At 47.3% G+C, this 20,209-nt stretch carries 24 protein-coding genes, 1 riboswitch and 1 other annotated feature; of the genes, 6 read left to right on the top strand and 18 right to left on the bottom strand.

The annotated features are described in order from the left end of the window. The first annotated feature begins 45 nt into the window (after nucleotides 1–45). From metE to M1D67_RS07235, 3 genes are all read left to right on the top strand, one after another. A complete protein-coding gene (gene metE / locus M1D67_RS07245; RefSeq protein ID WP_479831708.1) occupies nucleotides 46–2,334 on the top strand; it encodes a 5-methyltetrahydropteroyltriglutamate--homocysteine S-methyltransferase in 2,289 nt (762 codons plus the stop codon). Between the two features lie 207 nt (nucleotides 2,335–2,541). Continuing rightward, entirely contained in the window at nucleotides 2,542–2,856 is a 315-nt protein-coding gene (locus M1D67_RS07240; protein ID WP_020451108.1) for a hypothetical protein, read from the top strand. Then, the gene (locus tag M1D67_RS07235) at nucleotides 2,853–3,566 is read left to right on the top strand and encodes a hypothetical protein (protein WP_025812013.1); all 714 of its coding nucleotides are present in this window, start codon (nucleotides 2,853–2,855) and stop codon (nucleotides 3,564–3,566) included. Before M1D67_RS07240 ends, M1D67_RS07235 begins: the two co-directional genes overlap by 4 nt. 160 nt (nucleotides 3,567–3,726) lie before the next feature. Here the strand turns inward: M1D67_RS07235 and M1D67_RS07230 are convergent, their stop codons facing one another. Further along, on the bottom strand, nucleotides 3,727–4,359 hold the full coding sequence (locus M1D67_RS07230) for a histidine phosphatase family protein (RefSeq protein ID WP_025812015.1): 633 nt from the start codon (nucleotides 4,357–4,359) through the stop codon (nucleotides 3,727–3,729). Between the two features lie 146 nt (nucleotides 4,360–4,505). Between M1D67_RS07230 and guaD the strand changes: the two genes are divergently transcribed. Beyond that, entirely contained in the window at nucleotides 4,506–4,976 is a 471-nt protein-coding gene (gene guaD, locus M1D67_RS07225; protein ID WP_020451105.1) for a guanine deaminase, read from the top strand. Nucleotides 4,977–5,009: 33 nt separating this feature from the next. On the opposite strand, the gene M1D67_RS07220 is transcribed toward guaD, so the two are convergent. Together M1D67_RS07220 and ohrB are read right to left on the bottom strand one after the other, a co-directional pair. Next, nucleotides 5,010–5,672, bottom strand: a complete 663-nt coding sequence (locus tag M1D67_RS07220) for a hypothetical protein (protein ID WP_020451104.1) — start codon at nucleotides 5,670–5,672, stop codon at nucleotides 5,010–5,012. Between the two features lie 71 nt (nucleotides 5,673–5,743). Further along, complete coding sequence (ohrB, locus tag M1D67_RS07215; protein WP_020451103.1) at nucleotides 5,744–6,157, bottom strand: organic hydroperoxide resistance protein OhrB; 414 nt, start codon at nucleotides 6,155–6,157, stop codon at nucleotides 5,744–5,746. Nucleotides 6,158–6,317: 160 nt separating this feature from the next. On the opposite strand from ohrB, the gene M1D67_RS07210 reads away from it, so the two are divergent. Beyond that, nucleotides 6,318–6,770: a MarR family winged helix-turn-helix transcriptional regulator gene (locus M1D67_RS07210; RefSeq protein WP_020451102.1), complete on the top strand. Its 453-nt coding sequence runs from the start codon at nucleotides 6,318–6,320 to the stop codon at nucleotides 6,768–6,770. Between the two features lie 40 nt (nucleotides 6,771–6,810). Here M1D67_RS07210 and M1D67_RS07205 read toward each other — a convergent pair whose 3' ends face one another. The 13 genes from M1D67_RS07205 to M1D67_RS07145 all read right to left on the bottom strand — a co-directional run bounded on the left by M1D67_RS07205 (nucleotide 6,811) and on the right by M1D67_RS07145 (nucleotide 17,114). After that, on the bottom strand, nucleotides 6,811–7,233 hold the full coding sequence (locus M1D67_RS07205) for an organic hydroperoxide resistance protein (protein WP_020451101.1): 423 nt from the start codon (nucleotides 7,231–7,233) through the stop codon (nucleotides 6,811–6,813). A 112-nt stretch (nucleotides 7,234–7,345) separates the two neighbouring features. Beyond that, complete coding sequence (locus tag M1D67_RS07200; protein ID WP_020451100.1) at nucleotides 7,346–8,593, bottom strand: glutamate-5-semialdehyde dehydrogenase; 1,248 nt, start codon at nucleotides 8,591–8,593, stop codon at nucleotides 7,346–7,348. Between the two features lie 12 nt (nucleotides 8,594–8,605). Then, the gene (gene proB / locus M1D67_RS07195; RefSeq protein ID WP_025812022.1) at nucleotides 8,606–9,703 is read right to left on the bottom strand and encodes a glutamate 5-kinase; all 1,098 of its coding nucleotides are present in this window, start codon (nucleotides 9,701–9,703) and stop codon (nucleotides 8,606–8,608) included. Between the two features lie 59 nt (nucleotides 9,704–9,762). Beyond that, nucleotides 9,763–9,981, bottom strand: a binding site (T-box leader). A 55-nt stretch (nucleotides 9,982–10,036) separates the two neighbouring features. Continuing rightward, complete coding sequence (gene purU / locus M1D67_RS07190) at nucleotides 10,037–10,939, bottom strand: formyltetrahydrofolate deformylase (RefSeq protein ID WP_026579827.1); 903 nt, start codon at nucleotides 10,937–10,939, stop codon at nucleotides 10,037–10,039. A 113-nt stretch (nucleotides 10,940–11,052) separates the two neighbouring features. Then, complete coding sequence (locus tag M1D67_RS07185; protein ID WP_020451096.1) at nucleotides 11,053–11,367, bottom strand: DMT family transporter; 315 nt, start codon at nucleotides 11,365–11,367, stop codon at nucleotides 11,053–11,055. Continuing rightward, a complete protein-coding gene (locus tag M1D67_RS07180; RefSeq protein ID WP_073425569.1) occupies nucleotides 11,367–11,696 on the bottom strand; it encodes a DMT family transporter in 330 nt (109 codons plus the stop codon). The genes M1D67_RS07185 and M1D67_RS07180 overlap by 1 nt, the downstream gene beginning before the upstream one ends. A 59-nt stretch (nucleotides 11,697–11,755) precedes the next feature. Beyond that, nucleotides 11,756–11,858: riboswitch (guanidine-I (ykkC/yxkD leader) on the bottom strand. A 46-nt stretch (nucleotides 11,859–11,904) separates the two neighbouring features. Beyond that, nucleotides 11,905–12,426, bottom strand: coding sequence for a DinB family protein (locus M1D67_RS07175; RefSeq protein ID WP_479831707.1), 522 nt, complete (start codon nucleotides 12,424–12,426; stop codon nucleotides 11,905–11,907). Nucleotides 12,427–12,430: 4 nt separating this feature from the next. Beyond that, complete coding sequence (locus M1D67_RS07170; protein WP_026579828.1) at nucleotides 12,431–12,931, bottom strand: small multi-drug export protein; 501 nt, start codon at nucleotides 12,929–12,931, stop codon at nucleotides 12,431–12,433. A gap of 92 nt (nucleotides 12,932–13,023) precedes the next feature. Further along, nucleotides 13,024–13,773, bottom strand: a complete 750-nt coding sequence (locus tag M1D67_RS07165; protein ID WP_479831706.1) for a DUF1129 domain-containing protein — start codon at nucleotides 13,771–13,773, stop codon at nucleotides 13,024–13,026. Between the two features lie 4 nt (nucleotides 13,774–13,777). Continuing rightward, nucleotides 13,778–14,110: a PadR family transcriptional regulator gene (locus tag M1D67_RS07160; RefSeq protein ID WP_020451091.1), complete on the bottom strand. Its 333-nt coding sequence runs from the start codon at nucleotides 14,108–14,110 to the stop codon at nucleotides 13,778–13,780. Nucleotides 14,111–14,225: 115 nt separating this feature from the next. Then, nucleotides 14,226–15,533 (bottom strand): pectate lyase family protein, encoded by a 1,308-nt coding sequence (locus tag M1D67_RS07155; RefSeq protein WP_479831705.1) that lies wholly within the window; start codon nucleotides 15,531–15,533, stop codon nucleotides 14,226–14,228. A gap of 209 nt (nucleotides 15,534–15,742) precedes the next feature. After that, nucleotides 15,743–16,477, bottom strand: a complete 735-nt coding sequence (locus M1D67_RS07150; protein WP_224067355.1) for a DUF421 domain-containing protein — start codon at nucleotides 16,475–16,477, stop codon at nucleotides 15,743–15,745. A 118-nt stretch (nucleotides 16,478–16,595) separates the two neighbouring features. Beyond that, the gene (locus tag M1D67_RS07145) at nucleotides 16,596–17,114 is read right to left on the bottom strand and encodes an acyl-CoA thioesterase (RefSeq protein WP_023856769.1); all 519 of its coding nucleotides are present in this window, start codon (nucleotides 17,112–17,114) and stop codon (nucleotides 16,596–16,598) included. Nucleotides 17,115–17,304: 190 nt separating this feature from the next. Here M1D67_RS07145 and M1D67_RS07140 point away from each other — a divergent pair, with 190 nt between their 5' ends. Continuing rightward, nucleotides 17,305–18,192 carry a dimethylarginine dimethylaminohydrolase family protein gene (locus M1D67_RS07140; protein ID WP_224066968.1) on the top strand — a complete coding sequence of 296 codons (888 nt, stop codon included), beginning with the start codon at nucleotides 17,305–17,307 and terminating at the stop codon, nucleotides 18,190–18,192. Between the two features lie 92 nt (nucleotides 18,193–18,284). On the opposite strand, the gene M1D67_RS07135 is transcribed toward M1D67_RS07140, so the two are convergent. Both M1D67_RS07135 and M1D67_RS07130 read right to left on the bottom strand, forming a co-directional pair. Beyond that, nucleotides 18,285–19,298, bottom strand: a complete 1,014-nt coding sequence (locus tag M1D67_RS07135) for an ABC transporter ATP-binding protein (protein WP_105979000.1) — start codon at nucleotides 19,296–19,298, stop codon at nucleotides 18,285–18,287. Between the two features lie 19 nt (nucleotides 19,299–19,317). Then, nucleotides 19,318–20,205, bottom strand: a complete 888-nt coding sequence (locus M1D67_RS07130) for a C40 family peptidase (RefSeq protein WP_059231328.1) — start codon at nucleotides 20,203–20,205, stop codon at nucleotides 19,318–19,320. Nucleotides 20,206–20,209 lie beyond the last annotated feature (4 nt).

Raw genomic sequence — 20,209 nt, 5'->3', positions numbered from 1 at the left:
AGTGTGAGTGTCTTTTTTTATTGAACACTAAAGGAGGAGACCAGAATGACAAATGTAAAAACGAGTAGCTTGGGATTTCCAAGAATCGGCTTGAACAGAGAATGGAAAAAATCGCTTGAGGCTTATTGGAAAGGAAACACAGACCGTGAGACCTTTTTAAAAGAAATGGACGAACAATTTTTAGCAGCCCTCCAGACCCAGCTTGATCAGCAAATCGATATCATACCGGTTTCCGACTTTACCCTGTACGACCACGTTCTTGACACGGCGGTGATGTTCAACTGGATTCCAAAAAGATTCAAGGATGTACATGATCCGTTAGATACTTATTTCGCAATGGCGAGAGGCACGAAAGATGCTGTATCGTGTGAAATGACAAAATGGTTTAACACAAACTACCATTATATTGTGCCTGAATTTGAAAAAGGCGCACAATACCGCGTGACGAGAAACAAACCGCTTGAAGATTATAAAAGAGCAAAAGCAGCATTGGGAACAGAAACGAAGCCCGTCATACTCGGCCTTTACACTTTCGTAGCCCTTGCAAAAGGCTATGAACAACAAGATATCAAAGATATTTATAGCCAAATGACGCCTCTTTACATCCAAGTTCTGAAAGAGCTTGAGCAGGAAGGCGGCAAATGGGTGCAAATCGACGAGCCTGCTCTAGTGACGGCTTCACATGAAGAAGCGGCTGCAGTCAAAGAAATCTATCAGACGATTACAGAGGAAGTCCCTGGAGTGAATATCCTTCTGCAAACCTACTTTGATTCGGTTGACGCTTATGAAGAGCTGATATCGTTTCCTGTCGCCGGGATTGGTCTTGATTTTGTTCATGATAAAGGGAAAAACTTCGAGCATTTAAAAGCGCACGGTTTTCCTAAAGGCAAAGTCCTTGCCGCCGGTATTTTAGACGGGCGCAACATTTGGAAAGCCAATCTCGAAGAACGCCTGGATCTGACGCTTGAGCTGATCCAGAGTGCGGGTGTTGACGAAGTCTGGATTCAGCCTTCAAACAGCCTGCTTCACGTCCCTGTCGCAAAACACCCGGACGAGCAGCTTGCCGATGATCTCTTGATCGGTTTATCTTTTGCAAAAGAAAAGCTTCTGGAGCTTACACTGCTGAAGAACGGACTTGTTTCCGGAAAAGCGGCCATCCAAACGGAAATCGATGAAGCGCACGGGCACCTTCAAGCTCTCAAACAATACGGTGCAGCGACAAATTCGGCCTTTGCCGAAGAAATAGACAAGCTGACCGAGGAAGACTTTAAACGCCCGACAGCTTTTGAAGAAAGACTGCGGATCCAAAATGAATCTCTCGGACTTCCTCTATTGCCGACAACGACGATCGGCAGCTTCCCGCAGACAGCGGAAGTGCGGAGCGCGCGGCAAAAATGGCGGAAAAAAGAATGGTCTGACGAGCAGTATGAAGTATTTATTCAGAAAGAAACAAAGAAATGGATTGACATTCAGGAAGACCTCGGACTTGACGTTCTCGTTCACGGAGAATTCGAACGGACAGACATGGTTGAATATTTCGGTGAAAAGCTCGGAGGATTCGCCTTTACCAAATACGCCTGGGTTCAGTCATACGGTTCCCGCTGCGTCCGTCCGCCGGTCATCTACGGAGATGTCGAGTTTAAAGAGCCGATGACGGTAAAAGAAACAGTTTACGCCCAATCCTTGACCTCGAAGAAAGTCAAGGGCATGCTGACAGGTCCTGTTACGATTTTAAACTGGTCCTTTGCCCGCTATGATCTGCCGAGAAAAGAGATTGCCTTCCAAATCGCCCAAGCTCTCCGCAAAGAGGTTGAAGCGCTCGAAAAAGCAGGCATTCAAATCATCCAGGTCGATGAACCCGCCTTGAGAGAAGGCCTGCCGCTTAAAGAACGGGATTGGGACGAGTACCTTAAATGGGCTGCCGAAGCGTTCAGACTGTCCACTTCATCAGTAGAAGATACGACGCAAATCCATACGCATATGTGCTACAGCAACTTTGAAGATATTGTAGACACGATCGAAGATCTTGACGCAGACGTCATTACGATCGAGCACAGCAGAAGCCACGGCGGATTCCTTGATTATCTGGAACAGCATCCTTACCTGAAAGGACTCGGGCTTGGCGTCTATGATATTCACAGTCCCCGCGTCCCTTCCAGCGATGAAATGCTCACGATTATAGAAGATGCGCTGAAAGTCTGCCCGGCTGACCGCTTCTGGGTAAACCCTGACTGCGGTTTAAAAACGAGACAGCCTGAAGAAACGATCGCAGCGCTTAAACATATGGTTGAAGCAGCCAAACAAGCAAGAGGCAAACTCGCTCAGACTGTTTAATTCCACAAAAAATCCAACACAAACGCCGCCTGTTCACACGGGCGGCTCTTTTCATGTCCTCAGCCCTTTTTAGGCCGAAAGAACCGTTATATAAGGTACGTCCGCCCAAAAATCATTAAGACTTTTGATTCATTCGTACGATTTCCTTCCGTATCCTTTTCTTTTAACATATTTGTAGTAGATGATGGAAGGGAAGGAAAATATGTAGTGATTGACGATGGAATAGCGTTAGAACGAAAAATCAAACGAAAAATATATCAGGAAGACATTCACTCTCTTCAGCTATACGTAAAAGAAGTGACTGCCGCCATTGACGAGCTGAGGCAGGAAAGTTCTTCTATTTTAAAAGCACACCAAATGTATATCAACGGATGGCGCGGACAGGCGCGCGAAATGTATGACGCACTTTTGGACGATCTTGACCGGGCGGAATCGCGCGTGTATGACAGGCTGAGGGCCATTAAGGAGCAGGCGTCCGAAGAAATTGAGCGGCTTCAGCTGAAAGCCGAGGAGCTGACATGACGATCCGGCTGAACATCAATGATCTGCACGCGCTCGCCCGCCAATTTCGCTATTCCCACCAGCGAATCAGCGATTTAATAAACCTTTTGAACCGCCATTTTCATGTTCTTTTCTCCAGCGTGAAAGCAGCAAGGACATACGGGATCGATCAGGCGCAATCCGAAATGGAACATGAACTCAATGGATTTTTACACACGCTCGATGATTTGCAGCATCTTCTGCACTTTACAGAAATCCGCATGAAAAAGACCGATCAAATGCTTGCAGAGAAGCTCTTCCAGAGCGGCGGGCGTCTGGCAGGCTACCTGCCGATCATGTCTTTTTTGGCTGCGGCAAAATGTTCCCCTGACAGCTACAGACTGACCGCGCCGCCGCTGTCTGAACCGCTCGCTCTCATGAAGCAGATCAAACAAAACGGCCTGTCAGGACTCTTTACGAAAAAACGAGCCGCAGCATATATTCAGTTAGATGAAGAAGGACAGCAGCAGCTGTGGTCAGCACGCCGCATGATCAGCCGCACAATCGCCGACAACCTTTGCCTTCTGGCGTATCAGCAAATCGCAAAAGGCCCGCTTTCTCTTACGGTCTTCCTTTTCGGAAAAAAAGCGGAAGCAGATGCGGCAGATGTCAAAACCGTTTGTCTTTCAAAAAACAAAACGATTTCCGCTGCCACGCTCCACAGCTTCAGTGCCAAAATGTATTCCGGCTAAGAGGCTCGGAGCGGACTTTCACAGGATATGATGACAGCGGCGTTCAGGCAGGACGCCTGGATGGTTTGCCGCCGATCCTGTGAGCACCGCCTTTGCAGGCCTGCAAGGGTTTGTCGACACGCTAAAAGCCTGATTGTTGAAATCAGGCTTTTTGGCATGCCTACCAGGTGGCATTCTTTGCTTCTACTCTATGTTCCCCGTCTCCTTCTCTTTCGATTGTGACCTTTCCATCATCAGAAACTGTTACAACTGCAAGAGCTGTGTCATGAACATAGCTCGAGTTCCATAGTTCACTGACCGGCCTCTTTTTTAACAGATTCAAAAGCACCAAAATAAACACGGAATGGCTGACAATGAGGACATTGCCTTCCCGATGGCGGTGGAGAATGAATTCATACACCCGGCTGACCCGTCTTTCAAAATCGTAAAAGCTCTCCCCTTCATCAGGCATGTATGTTTCAGGCGCATTAAAATACGCTTCCAGCAAGTCAGGATCGCTTTGTTTGATCTCATCATACGTTTTTCCTTCCCAGCGGCCGATCGAGATTTCTTTTAATCTGTCGTCTGTTATAAAGGGAACACTGCGGTTCTGCAGCATAGCCCGCGCAGAATCAACAGCCCGGCCGCTTGGACTGGAATATGCGGCTTGGAATTGAACAGCTTTCAGCCGTTCGCCGAGGGCGTTTGCATTTGCCAGCCCCAAAGCCGTTAAATTGGAGTCTTCCCAGCCTTGCATTCTTTTTTCAATATTCCATTCCGTCTGACCGTGTCTTGCAATATACAATGTAAGCAAAACATCATCCTCCGTTCATCATTCTAGCATTCATTGTATGCGATGGTCCGTTCGAAATCAAACATACTGAATATTCTGATGCGCGTTTATTTTACAAGATTCATCAGCTATAATAAGAAGGCAAGACAACCAAGGAGGATACAGAAATGAATCATGAAACATTTTTGCAGCGCGCAATCGACCTTGCGGTGGAGAGCGTGAAAAGCGGCACGGGCGGACCTTTTGGCGCTGTGATTGTCAAAGACGGCCAAATTATTGCCGAGGGAAAAAACAATGTCACAACAAGCAATGATCCCACCGCGCATGCTGAGGTAACGGCTATTCGGCTCGCCTGTGAAGCACTTGGAGATTATCAGCTGAACGACTGCATTCTTTATACAAGCTGCGAACCGTGTCCAATGTGCCTGGGAGCCATCTACTGGGCGAGACCGAAGGAAGTTTACTTCGCCGCTCAGCATTCAGATGCCGCATCGGCCGGTTTTGACGATTCTTTTATTTATGAAGAAATCACAAAAACGCAAAGCGAACGGACAATTCCTTTTTATAAAATGGACCTTCAAGCAAAGCTTGAACCCTTTCTCACGTGGGAAACGACCGATCAAAAAGTGGAATATTAAAATAAAGAAAGCTTCCTGATGAAGGAAGCTTTTTCATTTTGAAGCTGACGGCTCATACCATTCAAGCTTTTGATCTTCAGATTCCAAATCAAGGCTTTCCGCCTTTCCATCCTTTTCAATTTCAAGCCTGACGATTTTCCCTTTCAGTTTTTCAGGTGCTTCGGCGACATCCCTCTCAAAATCGGCTGTTTTCTGATAAGTTTTTTCCCCAGCTTTTGTTTTGATTGTAATGTTTTGTTCCGATTCGCTGACAAACGCGGCAATGATTTTTCGGCTGCCGTCATTCTCCTGTTCATATACGCCGTTTTGGTCGGCTTTTGACTGCGGCATGAGCTCAGCTTCTTCGGCTTCTTGCGTTTTTCCGTCCACCTCTACCTTCACAAGCTTCCCGATTAAGTCATCATGGTCTTCTTCGCTGTGAAAACGGCTGCTTTTCGGGACAATCAGTTCCTTATCCTTTATTTCGAGCGTGATTTGGTCGTCTTCGGCATGAACATACTTGCCTATCAAATCAAAATCTTCTTCAGACCGGATATTTTTGTCAAGAGAATATGTTTTCAAATCAGGCGCTTTCTGTTTGGCCGTATCAGCCGAGGGTTGATTTCCGTTGTTCTCCTTCGCTCCGGTTCCGCATCCTGCAAGGACGAAGGCGGCAGAGAGCACGGCGAATACAAGCGCTTTTTTAAGATATGCCATTTGCTGCTCCTTTCTAAAAAAGAAAGCAAACAAGCTTTGTTTGCTTTCTCGTTTTCATCTTTCCCGTTTGTTTATTTTACTTCAAGGCTGACGTCGATATTTCCTCTCGTCGCTTTTGAATAAGGGCAAAAGTCATGAGCGGCTTCGACCAGCTCTTTCGCTTTTTCTTTGTCTACCCCGCCTGAGGTGACGATCAGCTTGACGCCGATTTTAAAACCGCCGTCACTCTCATCCTTCAGCAAGCTCACATGGCCCTCAACCTCAGAATCGATGTTAATGCCTTTTTGTTTTGCGACATGCTCCAATGCGCCGCCGAAGCACGCCGCGTATCCCGCCGCAAAGAGCTGTTCAGGATTTGTCCCTGATTCGCCTTCTTTTTTTTCATTTGGCATGACAATGTTGTGATCCAAAACCCCGTCATCTGATGTGACATGTCCTGATCTTCCGCCTTTTGCCGTGACTTTTGCTGTAAATAATGCAGTCATCCTGATTCCTCCTTACGTTTTTTTCCTCTACTCTTTATATTTCACAAAATGAGTTTTTTAAACATCCGTTTTTGTTTTTTCGGGTTTTCTGCAGAACAATGGGAAAAAAACGAAAAATCTTATACAATAAAAAGGAACATAAAAAAGAGTTGGTGAAACGATGACAAACGAATTTGAACATATGAGGCTTGACAGACAGCTTTGTTTTCTCCTTTATGCCAGTTCGCGTGAAATGACGAAGCTTTACAAGCCGCTGCTTGATAAACTCAATATTACGTATCCGCAGTACCTCGCACTCCTTTTATTATGGGAGCACGGGGAATTAAACGTCAAAACAATGGGCAAGCTCCTTTATCTCGATTCCGGCACACTGACGCCGATGCTGAAGAGGATGGAGCAGCACGGGCTTTTAACAAGGGAGCGGTCACCTGAAGATGAACGGTCTGTGGTCGTCAGACTGACAGCAGGCGGCCAGGCACTTCAGGAAAAAGCGAGCAGCATTCCGCAACACATGATCGCCCAGACCGATCTGTCGGCTGGCGAACTGAAGAACTTGAAACAAACGCTTGAATCCCTTCTGGCTTCATTGACGAAAAAAACAGATGCGCTGTAAAGACAGCAAAAAGGCGCCTTCATATCGAAGGCGCCTTTTTTTAAGAAATGACTTCAAGGCTGACATCAACATTTCCGGAAATCGCTTTTGAATACGGACAAACGGTATGAGCTTGATGAACGAGTTTTTCGAGCTCCGACTGTTCAACGCCGGTTCCTTTTACTTGCAGCGTGACACTGAGCTTATAGCCTCCATCTGCTTCATCTTTCAGAAGGCTGACGTTTGCCGTCACCTCTGTCTCCATTCGAAGACGCGCTTTTTGGGCGGTCAATTGCAATGCACTGTCAAAGCATGCCGCATATCCGGCAGCAAACAGCTGCTCCGGATTGGTGGCATTTTCGTTCTTCTTGGCTTTTGGCGTTCCCGGCATGGCCAGCTCCAGTTCAAGGACGCGGTCAGATGAGGTGACTTGTCCGTCTCTGCCGCCTTTGGCAGTAGCTTGCGAGGTAAATATAGGTTTCATGATTTATCGTCTCCTTTAATTTATATTGTGCACAATTAAATTTTATAAAATTAAATACGAAAACGCAACAAAAAAACATCCTGTCTGCATGTCAAGACAGGATGTTTCACTTTCATATCCGGATTTGCCCGTTTCCTTTAATGATATATTTAGAAGAAGTCAGCGCTTTAAGGCCCATCGGCCCCCTTGCATGAAGCTTTTGCGTGCTGATGCCGATTTCGGCGCCATAGCCGAATTCAAAGCCGTCCGTAAAACGCGTGGAAGCATTGTGGTAAACCGCTGCAGCGTCAACAGACGTTAAGAAAAACCGGGCGTTTTCCTGATTTTCAGTCAGAATCGCTTCCGAATGACGCGTGCCGTACTGCCTGATGTGCCGGATGGCTTCATCGATTCCGGCGACAATTTTGATGCTGACAACCGGCGCAAGAAACTCGGTTTCCCAGTCGGTCTCGCGAGCAGGAACCGCAGATGGCAGCAGCGCACATACAGCTTCGTCTCCCCTGATTTCAACGCCTGCTTCTTCAAGCTTTTGAAGCAGCGCTGTCGTATGCTTCTTCGCCCAGTCTTTATGGATAAGCACCGTTTCAATCGCATTGCAGACAGAAGGACGCTGCGTTTTGGCATTGATTACAACCTGCTCGGCCATGTCGGACCGAGCCGATTCATCAATGAATATGTGACAGTTTCCCGCGCCTGTTTCAAGGACAGGCACTGTGGATTCCCGCACCACCATATCAATGAGGTCTTTCCCTCCTCGCGGAATCAGGACATCCAAGCCGTCGTTTAAAGTGAACAGCTGTTTTGCCGCTTCCCTGCTTGTATCTTCAATGAGCTGAACGGCATCCTGCGGAAGCGCAGATTGTTCGAGCGCTTCTCTGATCACGCGGACGAGCGCTTGATTGCTGTTGATGGCTGATGAACTGCCCCGCAGGATGACGGCATTTCCCGTTTTCAAACAGAGGGTCGCGGCGTCGACCGTTACATTCGGCCGGGCCTCGTAGATCATGCCGACGACTCCGAGCGGAACCCTGACATTTTCAATGAAAAGCCCGTTGTCTTTGCGGATCGTTTCAAGCGTTTCCCCCACAGGATCTTCAAGCTTGATGAGCAGCATGACGGCGTCTGCCATATCATTCAGTCTCTCCGGCGTTAAGGCAAGGCGGTCAAGCAGCGCAGGTGAAAAGCCTTTTTCTTTGCCGCGAACGATATCTTTCTCGTTTTCTGCCAATATCTCATCTTGCTTAAAGCGGAGCGCCTCGGCGATGAAGGAAAGCGCCTCATTTTTCTTTGCAGTCGGCTGATGAACCAGTTCTTCTTTTGCGACTTTAGCCTTTTTTGCTTTTTCAATCACTTCGCTCATTCTTTCATCCCCTTATTCTTTAATACTTACCCAATCATTTCGATGGATGACTTCTATCCCTTCTTCATGATGGAACTCATCGCTTCGTTTCCCTTTCACCTCTTCAAGCTCTGCTGCGGAGTACAGCGTTTGGCCTTTTCCGGCCAAGCCGTTCGGTCCGTAAACTTCGACAACCGCCCCTTTCGGAAAATCCCCGGATATTGCTGTTACGCCGGCCGGCAGCAAGCTGCCGCCATTTTCGATAATCGCCAGCTCAGCCCCCTCATCAACGGTAATCTTCCCTGAGACAGGAGAGTGAAAAGCGATCCACTGTCTATGATTGTTGACGGAAGACAGGTCGGATTGGCCGATATAGGTGCCGTCCCCGTTTCCTTTTAAAATCTGAATCAGCTTATCATCTCCCTCTCCGGCGCCTATGAAAACATTGACGCCGAGTGAAAGAGCGGTTTTTGCCGCCAAAAGCTTCGACTTCATTCCGCCCGTCCCGACTTTTGAACCGGCGGATGCAGCGCAGCCCAAAAGTTCGTCCGTAATTTCGGGAATGTAATCAAAACGGCGGGCATCAGGATGTTCATTCGGATTCGAATCATAGAGGCCGTTAATATCCGTTAAAATGATGAGTTTGTCGGCATGAATCAGTCCGCTCACCAGGGCGGATAGCATGTCATTGTCCCCAAACGTCAATTCTTCAACAGATACCGAATCATTTTCATTAATAATCGGGACAAGCCCCCGTTCAATCAGTTCCATAATGGTCGCATATGCATTTCGATACCGTTCCCGTTTGGCAAAATCGTTTCTTGTCAATAAAATTTGCGCAGGCTTGATATCGCGGTCTGCAAAATGCTTGATGTATGTCTGCATTAACAAGCTCTGGCCGACGGCCGCTGCAGCCTGTTTCCCCTTTAGCGTGACAGGCCTCGCGGGATAGCCGAGCTGTAAAAATCCCGCAGCGACAGCGCCGGACGAAATAAAGATGACGTCGTGGCCTTCTTTTTTCAGAGCAGCTATCGCCCGAACATGGTCATTGATCTTCGCCTCATCGATGCTGCCTTTCGAATTGGTTAATGAACTGCTTCCGATTTTAATGACAATCCGTTGTTTTTTCACGTTTTTTCCCTCCGAGATGATCTGGCAGAAGCCAACAAAAAAAGCCCTTTTCGTCCAAATAAAAGGACGAAAAGAGCTTTCCGCGGTACCACCTTCATTGAATGCGCGAGAAAAAAGCGCACTCCTCTTTCCCCTTTAACGCCAGGGTATGCGCCCAGGTTTTCCCCCTGAGACTCCGAGGCAGGTTCAGCAGGTTTCATGTGGTGAAATGTTTCAGCATGCCATTTCACTCTCTTTCACAGAAAGAACTGCTTACTGGCCCTCTTCAACGCTCGTGATTTTTTATTATTATGCCTAGGAAAAACGCCTCTGTCAAGAGGGAGATCAAACAATTTAATTAAAGACGATCGTCTTGTTTCCATGCACGATAATCCGGTCTTCCAAGTGCCATTTGACCGCTCTTGCCAAAACGCTTCTCTCAATCGTGCGGCCGATGTTTTTCAATGCTTCCACATTGTCTCTGTGGTCGACCCGTTCGATATCCTGTTCGATGATCGGTCCTTCATCCAATTCGTTTGTCACATAATGCGATGTTGCTCCAATCAGTTTAACGCCTCTTTCATATGCCCGTTTATACGGATTCGCTCCGATAAAAGCCGGCAGGAATGAGTGGTGAATATTAATGATTTTGTTTGGATGAGCCGAGACAAAATCAGGCGTTAAAATCTGCATGTAGCGGGCGAGAACGATGACATCCGCACGGTACTCTTCAAGCCATTTCAGCTGCTGTTTTTCCACTTCTTCACGGATGTCTTTGTTCGCTTTCATGTAAAGGAACGGAATATTCAGCGATTCAACGGTTTCTCTTGCATCTTCATGATTGCTGATAACCGCTGCAATTTCCGCCATCAAATTGCCGCTCTGCCACTCCCACAGCAGTTCATGCAAGCAGTGAAGATCTTTTGAAACGAAGATAGCGACGCGTTTCAGCTCGCTCGCCAAATTCATGCTCCACGTCATTTGGAAGGACTCCGCCACAGTGGCGAATGTCGCTTTCATCTGTTCGATCTTTTTGCGGATGCCTTCGGCTTCAAACTCAATCCGCAGAAAGAACCGGCCTCCTTCAGGGTCTGTCGTATACTGGCTCGATTCAATAATATTCGCGCCATTTTCAAATAAAAAGGAAGAAACGGCGGCGACGATTCCAGGCTGATCCGGACAGCTGACCAGAAGGCGGGCCTTATCGTTATTGATTTCCTGATATTGCGATAACTGCTGTTTCATATATGCATTCATTTTCGTAAAACCCTCTTTGCTTGTAATTCGTAAACTATCTTTTCATTATACTGGAGTTTATTGAAAAATCAATTTACGGACGCCCATTTGCCATAAAGTGCACGGGCCGGACGCTAGCTTATCAGTTTCAGTCCGACGGCTGATCCCAAAATGAGCGCGATGAAAAAGATGCGTTTCCCGTCTTTCGGCTCTCCGTAAAACAGGATGCCGACAAGCGCACCTCCAACCGTGCCGATCCCTGTCCAAACTGCATACGCCGTTCCCATCGGCAGCGTCTCCATCGCAAGGGATAGCAAGAAAAACGAAGCGGCAAAACCGATGATCAACAATAAGATCCATCTCAGCCGCTTGTCTTTATGAAACTGGTTCATCATCGTCACGCCGAGCATTTCCAGTATACCGGCAGCGATGAGGCAGATCCATTCCATTATGACGCCTCCCCTTTCTCTTCATTTGTTACAAGCTTCAAGCCGATCACGCCGCATAGCAAAACACCGATCAGAGCAAGCTTGGCGATATTTGCCGGCTCATGAAACAAGACGATTTCGCAGACGACCGTTCCCGCTGTGCCGAGACCGGTAAATACGGCATACACGGTTCCGACCGGCAGCTTCTCTCCCGCCTTCACCAGTATATAAAAGCTCATCACGACGGCCGCCGCCGTGCCGATCCATTCAAGAGCCGAATCAGCGTGTTTCAGCCCCATGACCCAGCCAATTTCAAACAAGGCTGCAAGTATGACACTGCCCCATCTCATCAAAATCCCTCCAATTCATTTTCAGCAAAAGAAAAAACCCGGGTTATCGATGAAAACGATACTCCCGGGCTTTTATCCCTCCGTGTGCATATGAACAAATCATATGTGTTTTCTCTCGGACCAGACCACATCCGAATGTGCGGAACCCTAGAAAACTTTAACGCTATGAAGTTTGCTAATTAGCATCATACCAAATCATTCGAAAAAATCAACTGTTTTGCTTGCGGTACTCCCCTAAGCAGGCCTGGATATGCGCTTGGTGATAGCGGTTATGATCAGACATATGCCAGATTCCCCAGCGGATGGTCGAAAACCCTCCCTCATACGGAACCTTCTTCAACAAGTCTGTTTCCGAGAAGCCTTTAACGGTGCACTTCAACATCTCCAGCACCTCGTCATACCACTCGATTAACACGGATAAGGGTAAGCCTTTTACCTCAGGCAAACGTCCGTTTTCATCTGTCATCGGCCCGTATTTCTCTTCCAGCTCTCTGGGAAATCCGCTTCCCTTCAGCCTGTATACCCAGCGAATATCGACATTGATTAAATGATAGATCAGCTGGGCGATGCTGTTTTTGTCGCCATGCTCCCCTTTATATTCCAGCTCCTCCCGGCTGATGCCGGAGACGATTGATTTCAGCCGTTCGATGTTTTCATTGACCGCCGAAAAAAGCACCCCGACTGTCGGCGCCATCTCTTCAACTGGAGATAAATCCTTTAAAAACGGCATAACTTCACTCCTCTTGTTTAAAGATATTTTTCAGCAGCCCTTCATTTTCAGGAGCGAGGAAACTGAAACCGTAGTAGGCGGCGACAGCCGACACCGCTGTCCATACCGTGAGACTCCCCGTCATCCAGAGCGCCGTTTGCCTTCGCTTGGCCCCGAAGCCCATGCACATAAACGCGGTTAAGTGGGAGCCGATAAAGAAAGGTCCGACGAAAGAAAGGCCCGGGATGCCGTAGGTCAGCCATATTTTTTTCGCTCTGCTTTTCCTTTTTGAGAGCTTATCGGTCTCCGTTCCCCGCTCCCCGCGTTTTCTTTCAAGCCACGCCTTCACTTTGTCAATTAAAAAAATAAGCAGCAGTACGGTTAACAGATTTCCGAATAGTGCGATAATAGCGGACGGAACCGGTTTAAGCCCGGCAACGATCGCTAGCGGCACGACACCGATCACTTCAAACCACGGAATCGCAGCCAAAATAAAGACGAGTACATAGCCCCACATCATATCCATATATCGGCCACCTTTCATGCTCTGATCATAAACATTGTGATCGCCAAAAGGCAAGAGTCTTTACCTTAAAAAATATCATGCTCTTCCGTATTTCATTCATATTGAGCCGTATTTTTGGCACGCTTTGTCTCAATGAACATGACGAGCAACAGCCCGATGTAGGGAATATAAGTCTCTGCCATCATAGCTCCAGCTGAATCCCACTTCATATACTGAAACAAAAAATGCGTTCCGGCTAAAAGCAGCGGCAATATGGACAAGGCTGCAGCTTTCAACCTGAAAGACAAAAGTACGATCACGAGAAACGACAGAGCCATAATGAGCCAGCGGCTTCCCCCGTCAAACGAAAGAACAGGTGTCCCGAATTGCCGATCAATAAAAATAATCGCCAAAATCGGAAAAAACGTCAAAGCGGTGTACATCACCGTATACATGAAGGCCGTTTTCTTCCCTTTAAACGCTGAAACGCGGCCCAACAGCGGTAACATAGCCGCTGCCAGCAAAATATAAAGCGGATAGCCTGCCAGTACATAGACCGAATAATTGAGGCTGTCGTTCACGGCGTCACTGAATATAAAATAGGATATCGCGCCGATCAAAATGGCAAAGAACAACTTGGCGATCTCCCCCGGCCTTGATGAAAGCTCTTTTGACAGCGCTTGAACATATGACTTGGGAGAATCCCCAAAAATTTGCCGGACGGTTTTTCCTTCCTTTTCCCCTTCCAAGGCATGAACGGTCAGCTCATTCATGATCCCTTCGATTTCTTTGTCGCTTTTTCCTACAGACATTAAATACAATCTCATGTCTTCCAATACGTTTTGCATGTCTTTTGATAGCACGATTTCACTTCTCCTTCAGTTTTTTTTCGAGCAGCGCATTGACGTTCCCGGATAATGCCTTCCAACGCCCGATGAACGATCGAAGCTCCGCTTCGCCAAGGGGCGTCAGTCTGTAATATTTTCTCTTCGGGCCGCTCGCCGACCGTTTTAGTTCGGTCTCCACCCATTTTTCCTTTTGCATGCGCAGGAGAATCGGATAGATGCTTCCTTCGCTGATATCCGAAAAACCATATCCCGCAAGCACCTTTGTCATTTCATAGCCGTATATCTCCCCTTCGGATATGACAGCAAGCAGACATCCTTCTAAAATCCCTTTCAGCATTTGCGTTGAACTCATAAGCCACCTCTTTTATGTATCTTGCAATACAAGATAGATGAATCATAACATATGGTATTTTGTATTGCAAGATACCCGAACAAAAAAAGCGGACACCATGTCCGCTTTGCGTATATTACTTCAGTTTTCCTGCGCCTGCCTGCGCTTCAACGATTGTCGGCACATCTTCTGCGTCGTCGATTTTTTCAAACAGCGTCGGCTTCCAGCCGGCCGATTTTTTGACAGACGCATGGTTTGCTTTGTTGTATGTGCTGACAACATCGATTTTTGCGACGCTTTTTTGGTTGTTTACGACCGTATCTTTTTCATATAAAGCGTCACCTTTAAAGACCTTCATCAATTTTTGAGGCTTCGTTCCTTCCGGCAGGTCGAAGTAGTTGTCCTCAGCATAAATTTTTGAAGAATAGCCTACACCCCATGAATAATTGTAGCTGTCTTTCGTGCTTTTAAAATAGTTGTTGTAAATGTGCACTTTTCCGTAGCGGACGCGCGGTGCCCGCTCTTTTATATTTTCGTAGAGATTGTGGTGGAATGTCACCCTTAAATGACCGTTGTCTGCTTTGTAGCTGTCGCTTGATCCGATAATCGTGTTTTTAGAATGTCCTGAAAATATGCTGTAGGATACCGTAATAAAATCCGACTGCTTTTTGATATCCAGCAGTCCGTCGTGATGCTGGAATTCACGCCCGAAATACGTTTCGTTCAGCTCATCAGGCTGATCTCCGTCATTGAATGAGCAGTGGTCGATCCAAATATTTTTGGACATTTCAATCAGCAGGTTGTCATATTCTGAATTCCAGTTTCCGCTGCTCCCATCCGTCGGATCCCAGCCAGGGAAGAAATCGTACGCGTTTTCGAATTCGATATTGCGGATAATGATGTTTTCCGCGTTTTTGACATAAAGGCCTCCGCCGACGATTTTCGCATCATCTCCGAGCCCGATTATCGTCGTGTTTGAACCGACTCTGATCAAGACACGCTCCCTCTGATTGTCTTTGGAGCGGAGCCTTGCCTCTTCAAGCTTTCCTGACGGCTCCTTTTTCCCCCATTCCTTCGGATCATAAGCTTTGAGATACGCTTCGATCGAATATTCAGGGTCTTTATAATCTTCATAGCCTAAAGGATTGTTGTCATCATCAACACTAAGATTGATTGTTCCCTTCACATAGATGATCTTCGGCGTATCATTTTCGCTGTTCTTTTTATTGTCTCCCCCTAATGCCTCAACAAGCTGCTTGCGGTTTTTGACCGTATATACCTGATCAGAAGAAGCGTCAGCGCCTCCGGTCGTTCCTTTTCCATAAGCGCCCCAGCCGTCTTTTGAGCCGAGGACGTCGCGTCCGTAGTCTGCCGCTTCGATTGGCACAGAAGTGCCGAGCAGCAGCAGGGCACCCAAAATCATTACACTAAAAAACCTTTTCATCAATTGCACCTACCATCAAAATTTTTTCACAAAAACTAATATATGCTATAAAAATACAGAAAACAACATATTTTCCTCCTATTTTTTGTGACACCATTTTCAACTTTCGTGACAAATGCCCTGTTTCATTTTACGGATGAAGAAAAGAACAGACTCTTAATATTTTTCTGAAATAGTACAAAATAAAAAAATCGCCTATTCGGCGAAAATTAATGGTCTTGCCCCGGTTTATAAAGATATGGATCATCAGTTAACGGGCTGCCGGGATCTTCCCTATCAATCATAATTTCATTTTTTTCGTTCAAGGTGCCGAGCGTAATGGTTGGCAGCATCGCTTGCTCAATCCCTTTATCCTCTAATTTTTGAAACAGCCATTCTTTCGTTCTTTTCAAGTATTTTAAATTGTGTTCGATAATTTCGCCGTCTAAAATAAGCGGAATCGGCACGAAATTCCGCTTCGTCTCCAAGCTGAGGTCTCGCGGCTGTACAGGCCTCGCTTCCGATTTGGGAATCACGCTGATCTGGCCCGATTCTTCAATCAGGGCGATATCGATATCTTTCGGATCGGCATAGCCTTTTTCGCGCAATTTGCCGAGCAGTTCATTGACGGTCAGCCGCTCTCTTTTTAATCCCCCTTCATCAATATTGCCGTTTCGGATCAGCACGGTCGGACTGACGACAAGAAACCAGCGCCATTTATTGTGTAATGACAGCTTTTCAATCAACAAATAGAAGATCAGAAAGGTAAGTGCGTAATAAATGGACATTGAAATTTTAGAAGTAAGAATCGGTTCGCTGATGATCGTTCCAATCGCAAATGTCAGCAAAAGGTCGAAGTTCGTCATTTGCGAAACGGCTTTCTTCCCTGCGATTCGGAAAAGAATATAAGCTATAGAGAACACTAAAGCAGGCTTGGCTAAAAAAGTCCATACAAATTCAAGCATTTCACCCAAAACTTCTTTCCGTTTTTTGTCATTTATTTTGAACAAATATTGGGTTGTGTATTCATTGCACAGCAAAACCCCGGCAAACTGATGCTGAGCCGGGGTTTTGTTCGTATGTTTACCAAGGTTTGTCAACAGCCAGCGCCTGGGCCAGCGCTTTGCTGTGTTTGCGATGGTTTTTCCGTTCTTCGGCGCGCTGCCGGGCGGTCTGGTGCAGCATGATTTCTTCTTCAGACTGCGGTACAACTTGGGGAACGGCCTGAGGATTGCCGTCCTGATCAAGCGCCACGAAGGTTAAAAAGGATGTCGCCGCAAGCTTTCGTTCGCCTGTCAGCAAATGCTCTTTAATGACTTTGACGAATACCTCCATTGACGTTCTGCCGACCCATGTCACATAAGATTCAAGGCAGACTGAATCCTCCTGGCGGATCGGTTCGAGAAAATCGACGGAATCCATGGAAGCTGTCACGGTTTCACACCTCGAGTGTCTCGCTGCCGAAATCGAAGCGATATCGTCGATATAGCTCATCAGCTTGCCGCCGAACAAGGTGTTGTGATTGTTCGTATCAAGCGGAAATACCCTGCTTGTTTTGACAACTTTTGATTCTTTGCAGTATCTCTTTTCAGGTCCATTCATCATCCATTACTCCTTTGATGTCTACTAAGATGCGTTTGTAAAGTGGATTTTTTCTATATTAAACACTATTAGAATTCATTTGTCTAAACTTTTTTATCCGGCTGACTGTCAGATTTTCTGGCTAAAAGGTTTATTTCTCGCTGCGGGAAGGGAATAATGAAATGACTAAAGAGAGGACGGGGGAATCAAAATGGACTCAGCATTATCGAAAAAAAACCGCGGGGCGGGCTGTACAAGCGAATACGACATCTTAAAAAAAGTGGTGTTATGCAGACCGGAATATATGGAGATTGCAGAAGTGATCAATGAAACACAAAAGTATTTTCAAAAAGATAATATCGATAAAACGCTGGCCGTCCGCCAGCATCATACATTGATAAAAGAATTGGAGAGCCGGGGTATTGAAGTCGTGATTCTGCCTGCTTTAAGCCAATTTCCGGAACAGGTTTTCACGCGCGATATCGGGTTTACGATCGGAGACACTGTGTTTTCCGCACAGCTATCAGCCGACATCCGCCAGGGCGAAGAAAACGTCCTGCAGGAATGGCTGGCAAAAGAACAGATCTCCTGGGCCGCATTTAATGAAGGCTATCAAATCGAAGGCGGCGACATCCTCGTCGACCAAAATACCATATATGCCGGCATCAGCCACAGAACGACGTTCTCGGCCGTCCAAGAGCTGAAGCGCAGGCTTCCCTCTTATGAAGTCATACCGGTTCCGTTTGAAGAAACGTTCCTTCATCTGGATTGCGTCTTCAACATTCTTTCGCCGACAGAAGCGCTTGTCTATCCAAAAGCCTTAGGAGAAAGAGAATACGGCGTCTTGAAAAAACGCTATGAGATGATCGAAATTACGGATGATGAACAGTTCCAACTCGGTACAAACGTTCTGTCCATCGGCAATAAAACCGTCATCAGCCTGCCTGTTAACCGCCACGTGAATCAGGAGCTCAGAAAAAGGGGCTATACGGTCATCGAAATCGACTTATCCGAGATCATAAAATCCGGCGGGTCTTTCAGATGCTGTACATTGCCGATTGAGCGTACTTCTACCGGATGTCACCAAGGCGGCGCCTGATCCTTGTTTCATTTGGCATGAGCGGCTGAGCGATTCTGAAAAGTCGCCGGCAAACTGAGGAGCCCTGTAACAAGGGCTCCTTCTTTCTATATTCACCTCGCCTGCAGCGTCACCTTCAGGCCGTCGTCCTCTTTTCTCGCGTCGCCGTCATACAGATGGCAGGCGACAAAATGACCGTCATCGGCTTCTTTTAAGAGCGGTTTTTTGGCGGTGCAAATGTCCGTCGCGGCGGGACATCTCGTTCTGAAAACGCAGCCGCTCGGCGGATCGATCGGACTTGGCAGCTCGCCTTTCAGTATGATTCGTTTCCGCTTATCTTCCACATCCGGATCGGGAATCGGGATAGCCGATAAAAGCGCCTGGGTGTAAGGATGCAGCGGTTCTTGATAAAGCCGGCCGCTGTCGGTGATCTCGACCATGTGCCCGAGATACATGACGCCGATCCGGTCGCTGATGTGCTTCACCATGGAAAGATCGTGGGCGATAAATAAAAACGTGAGCCCTTTTTCCTTTTGCAGCTTTTTCAAAAGGTTGACGACTTGCGCCTGGACGGAGACATCAAGTGCGGATATCGGCTCATCAGCAACGATAAATTCAGGCTCAAGCGCAAGCGCCCTGGCGATGCCGATTCTTTGCCTCTGTCCGCCGCTGAACTCATGGGGATAGCGATTGGCAAAGCTTTTGTGCAGGCCGACTGCTTCCAGAAGCTCGTCCGCTTTTTCAAGACGCGCCTTTTTCCCTCCGTACAGGCCGTGGATTTCCATGGGCTCTGTCATAATCTCCCTGACCGTTAGCCTCGGATTTAGTGAAGCATAGGGGTCTTGAAAAATCATTTGAATTTTGCGGTTGTACTGGAATGATTCATCATCGCTCAAATTGTGGATGTTTTTTCCCCGATATGTAACCTCGCCCTCTGTCGGCTGATAAAGGCGCATCAGCACCCTTCCGGAAGTCGACTTGCCGCAGCCCGATTCTCCGACGAGTCCGAACGTCTCTCCTTCTTTAATATCAAATGAAATGCCGTCGACCGCTTTGACCGTTTTGCCCCTTCCGGCGTCAAAGTGCATTTTGAGACGGCTTACTTTCAATAAAGCGCCGGTTTGCATGCCAATCCCCCCGTTTTAATTAAAAATAGCGCCTGATGGCACACAGCTCTTTTTCATAAATTGTGCCTTTAAGAGGTATGACCTCAATCGATTTTCCCGTTTTTGGAGAGTGCAGCATCTCTCCGTTTCCGCAGTAAATGCCGACATGGTGAACCCGCCCTTTGCCTTCTTCATATGCGAAAAACAGTAGATCGCCCCGCTTCGGGCTGCTGAAGGACACCTCTTTTCCGCTGTTCGCCTGATCGCCGGCATCGCGCGGCGCTGAGCAGCCGTTCGCCTTCAGCATATTGAAGACAAATCCTGAGCAATCGTAGCCAAAACCGCTCATTCCTCCCCAAAGATAGGGCAGGTTCAAAAACGCCTCACCGGTTTGAACGATGTCGTCTCCACTGCCTTTTACAGGTGTTTCGATATCCGCATCTTCTTTTTTCAGCCATCTGCGTCCGAGCGGTGTATCAACCTCAAACCAAATGCCGTCCGAAGACAAAACGGGCAGCTTAGTGAGAAAGCTCAGCTCAAGAACTTTCATTTTCTTGTCATCATATAGAAAAGCCGTCGGTTTTTGAATGACGGCGCTTGTCTCAGACTTCGCCGGGCTTTTTTCGGCCAGGCATTCCTTTGGTATCCAGCCCGGGTAGCCGCGTTCGTCTTTTGCAGACGGCTGCCCGGGAATGATGACGAAAGCCCAGCCTTCCCGCTCTTTTATAAGCTGCACATCTTCTCCGAAAAGCACCTGTGTTTGAACAAGGTTTGCCGTACACAGCTCAAGACGCTCATCGAAGGACATTGCGTCAAGCCAGCTTCTTACATGTACGGGATTTGCCAGCATCAACCGGTCAATGCGGCGCGGTGCTTCCGGACTGGTCCAGACGTTGGCGACCGAGACGGTTGTCGTATAAAGGCTCATTCGT

It is taken from the genome of Bacillus sp. PK6-025, assembly GCF_056530265.1.
The sequence above is the reverse complement of the archived record's forward strand: the minus strand, read 5'-3'. Positions and strand labels throughout refer to the sequence as shown.

Excerpts from the sequence above, each read along its gene's own strand:
- M1D67_RS07200 (WP_020451100.1), bottom strand. The coding sequence starts at position 8,593 with ATGAGCGAAGTGATTGAAAAAGCAAAAAAGGCTAAAGTCGCAAAAGAA.
- M1D67_RS07150 (WP_224067355.1), bottom strand. The coding sequence starts at position 16,477 with ATGCTTGAATTTGTATGGACTTTTTTAGCCAAGCCTGCTTTAGTGTTC.
- M1D67_RS07140 (WP_224066968.1), top strand. The coding sequence starts at position 17,305 with ATGGACTCAGCATTATCGAAAAAAAACCGCGGGGCGGGCTGTACAAGC.
- M1D67_RS07175 (WP_479831707.1), bottom strand. The coding sequence starts at position 12,426 with ATGCCGTTTTTAAAGGATTTATCTCCAGTTGAAGAGATGGCGCCGACA.
- M1D67_RS07130 (WP_059231328.1), bottom strand. The coding sequence starts at position 20,205 with ATGAGCCTTTATACGACAACCGTCTCGGTCGCCAACGTCTGGACCAGT.
- M1D67_RS07185 (WP_020451096.1), bottom strand. The coding sequence starts at position 11,367 with ATGGAATGGATCTGCCTCATCGCTGCCGGTATACTGGAAATGCTCGGC.
- M1D67_RS07220 (WP_020451104.1), bottom strand. The coding sequence starts at position 5,672 with ATGGCATATCTTAAAAAAGCGCTTGTATTCGCCGTGCTCTCTGCCGCC.
- M1D67_RS07235 (WP_025812013.1), top strand. The coding sequence starts at position 2,853 with ATGACGATCCGGCTGAACATCAATGATCTGCACGCGCTCGCCCGCCAA.
- M1D67_RS07170 (WP_026579828.1), bottom strand. The coding sequence starts at position 12,931 with ATGGATATGATGTGGGGCTATGTACTCGTCTTTATTTTGGCTGCGATT.
- M1D67_RS07160 (WP_020451091.1), bottom strand. The coding sequence starts at position 14,110 with ATGAGTTCAACGCAAATGCTGAAAGGGATTTTAGAAGGATGTCTGCTT.
- metE (WP_479831708.1), top strand. The coding sequence starts at position 46 with ATGACAAATGTAAAAACGAGTAGCTTGGGATTTCCAAGAATCGGCTTG.
- purU (WP_026579827.1), bottom strand. The coding sequence starts at position 10,939 with ATGAATGCATATATGAAACAGCAGTTATCGCAATATCAGGAAATCAAT.
- M1D67_RS07155 (WP_479831705.1), bottom strand. The coding sequence starts at position 15,533 with ATGAAAAGGTTTTTTAGTGTAATGATTTTGGGTGCCCTGCTGCTGCTC.
- M1D67_RS07210 (WP_020451102.1), top strand. The coding sequence starts at position 6,318 with ATGACAAACGAATTTGAACATATGAGGCTTGACAGACAGCTTTGTTTT.
- M1D67_RS07135 (WP_105979000.1), bottom strand. The coding sequence starts at position 19,298 with ATGCAAACCGGCGCTTTATTGAAAGTAAGCCGTCTCAAAATGCACTTT.
- ohrB (WP_020451103.1), bottom strand. The coding sequence starts at position 6,157 with ATGACTGCATTATTTACAGCAAAAGTCACGGCAAAAGGCGGAAGATCA.
- M1D67_RS07180 (WP_073425569.1), bottom strand. The coding sequence starts at position 11,696 with ATGAGATGGGGCAGTGTCATACTTGCAGCCTTGTTTGAAATTGGCTGG.
- guaD (WP_020451105.1), top strand. The coding sequence starts at position 4,506 with ATGAATCATGAAACATTTTTGCAGCGCGCAATCGACCTTGCGGTGGAG.
- M1D67_RS07205 (WP_020451101.1), bottom strand. The coding sequence starts at position 7,233 with ATGAAACCTATATTTACCTCGCAAGCTACTGCCAAAGGCGGCAGAGAC.
- M1D67_RS07145 (WP_023856769.1), bottom strand. The coding sequence starts at position 17,114 with ATGAATGGACCTGAAAAGAGATACTGCAAAGAATCAAAAGTTGTCAAA.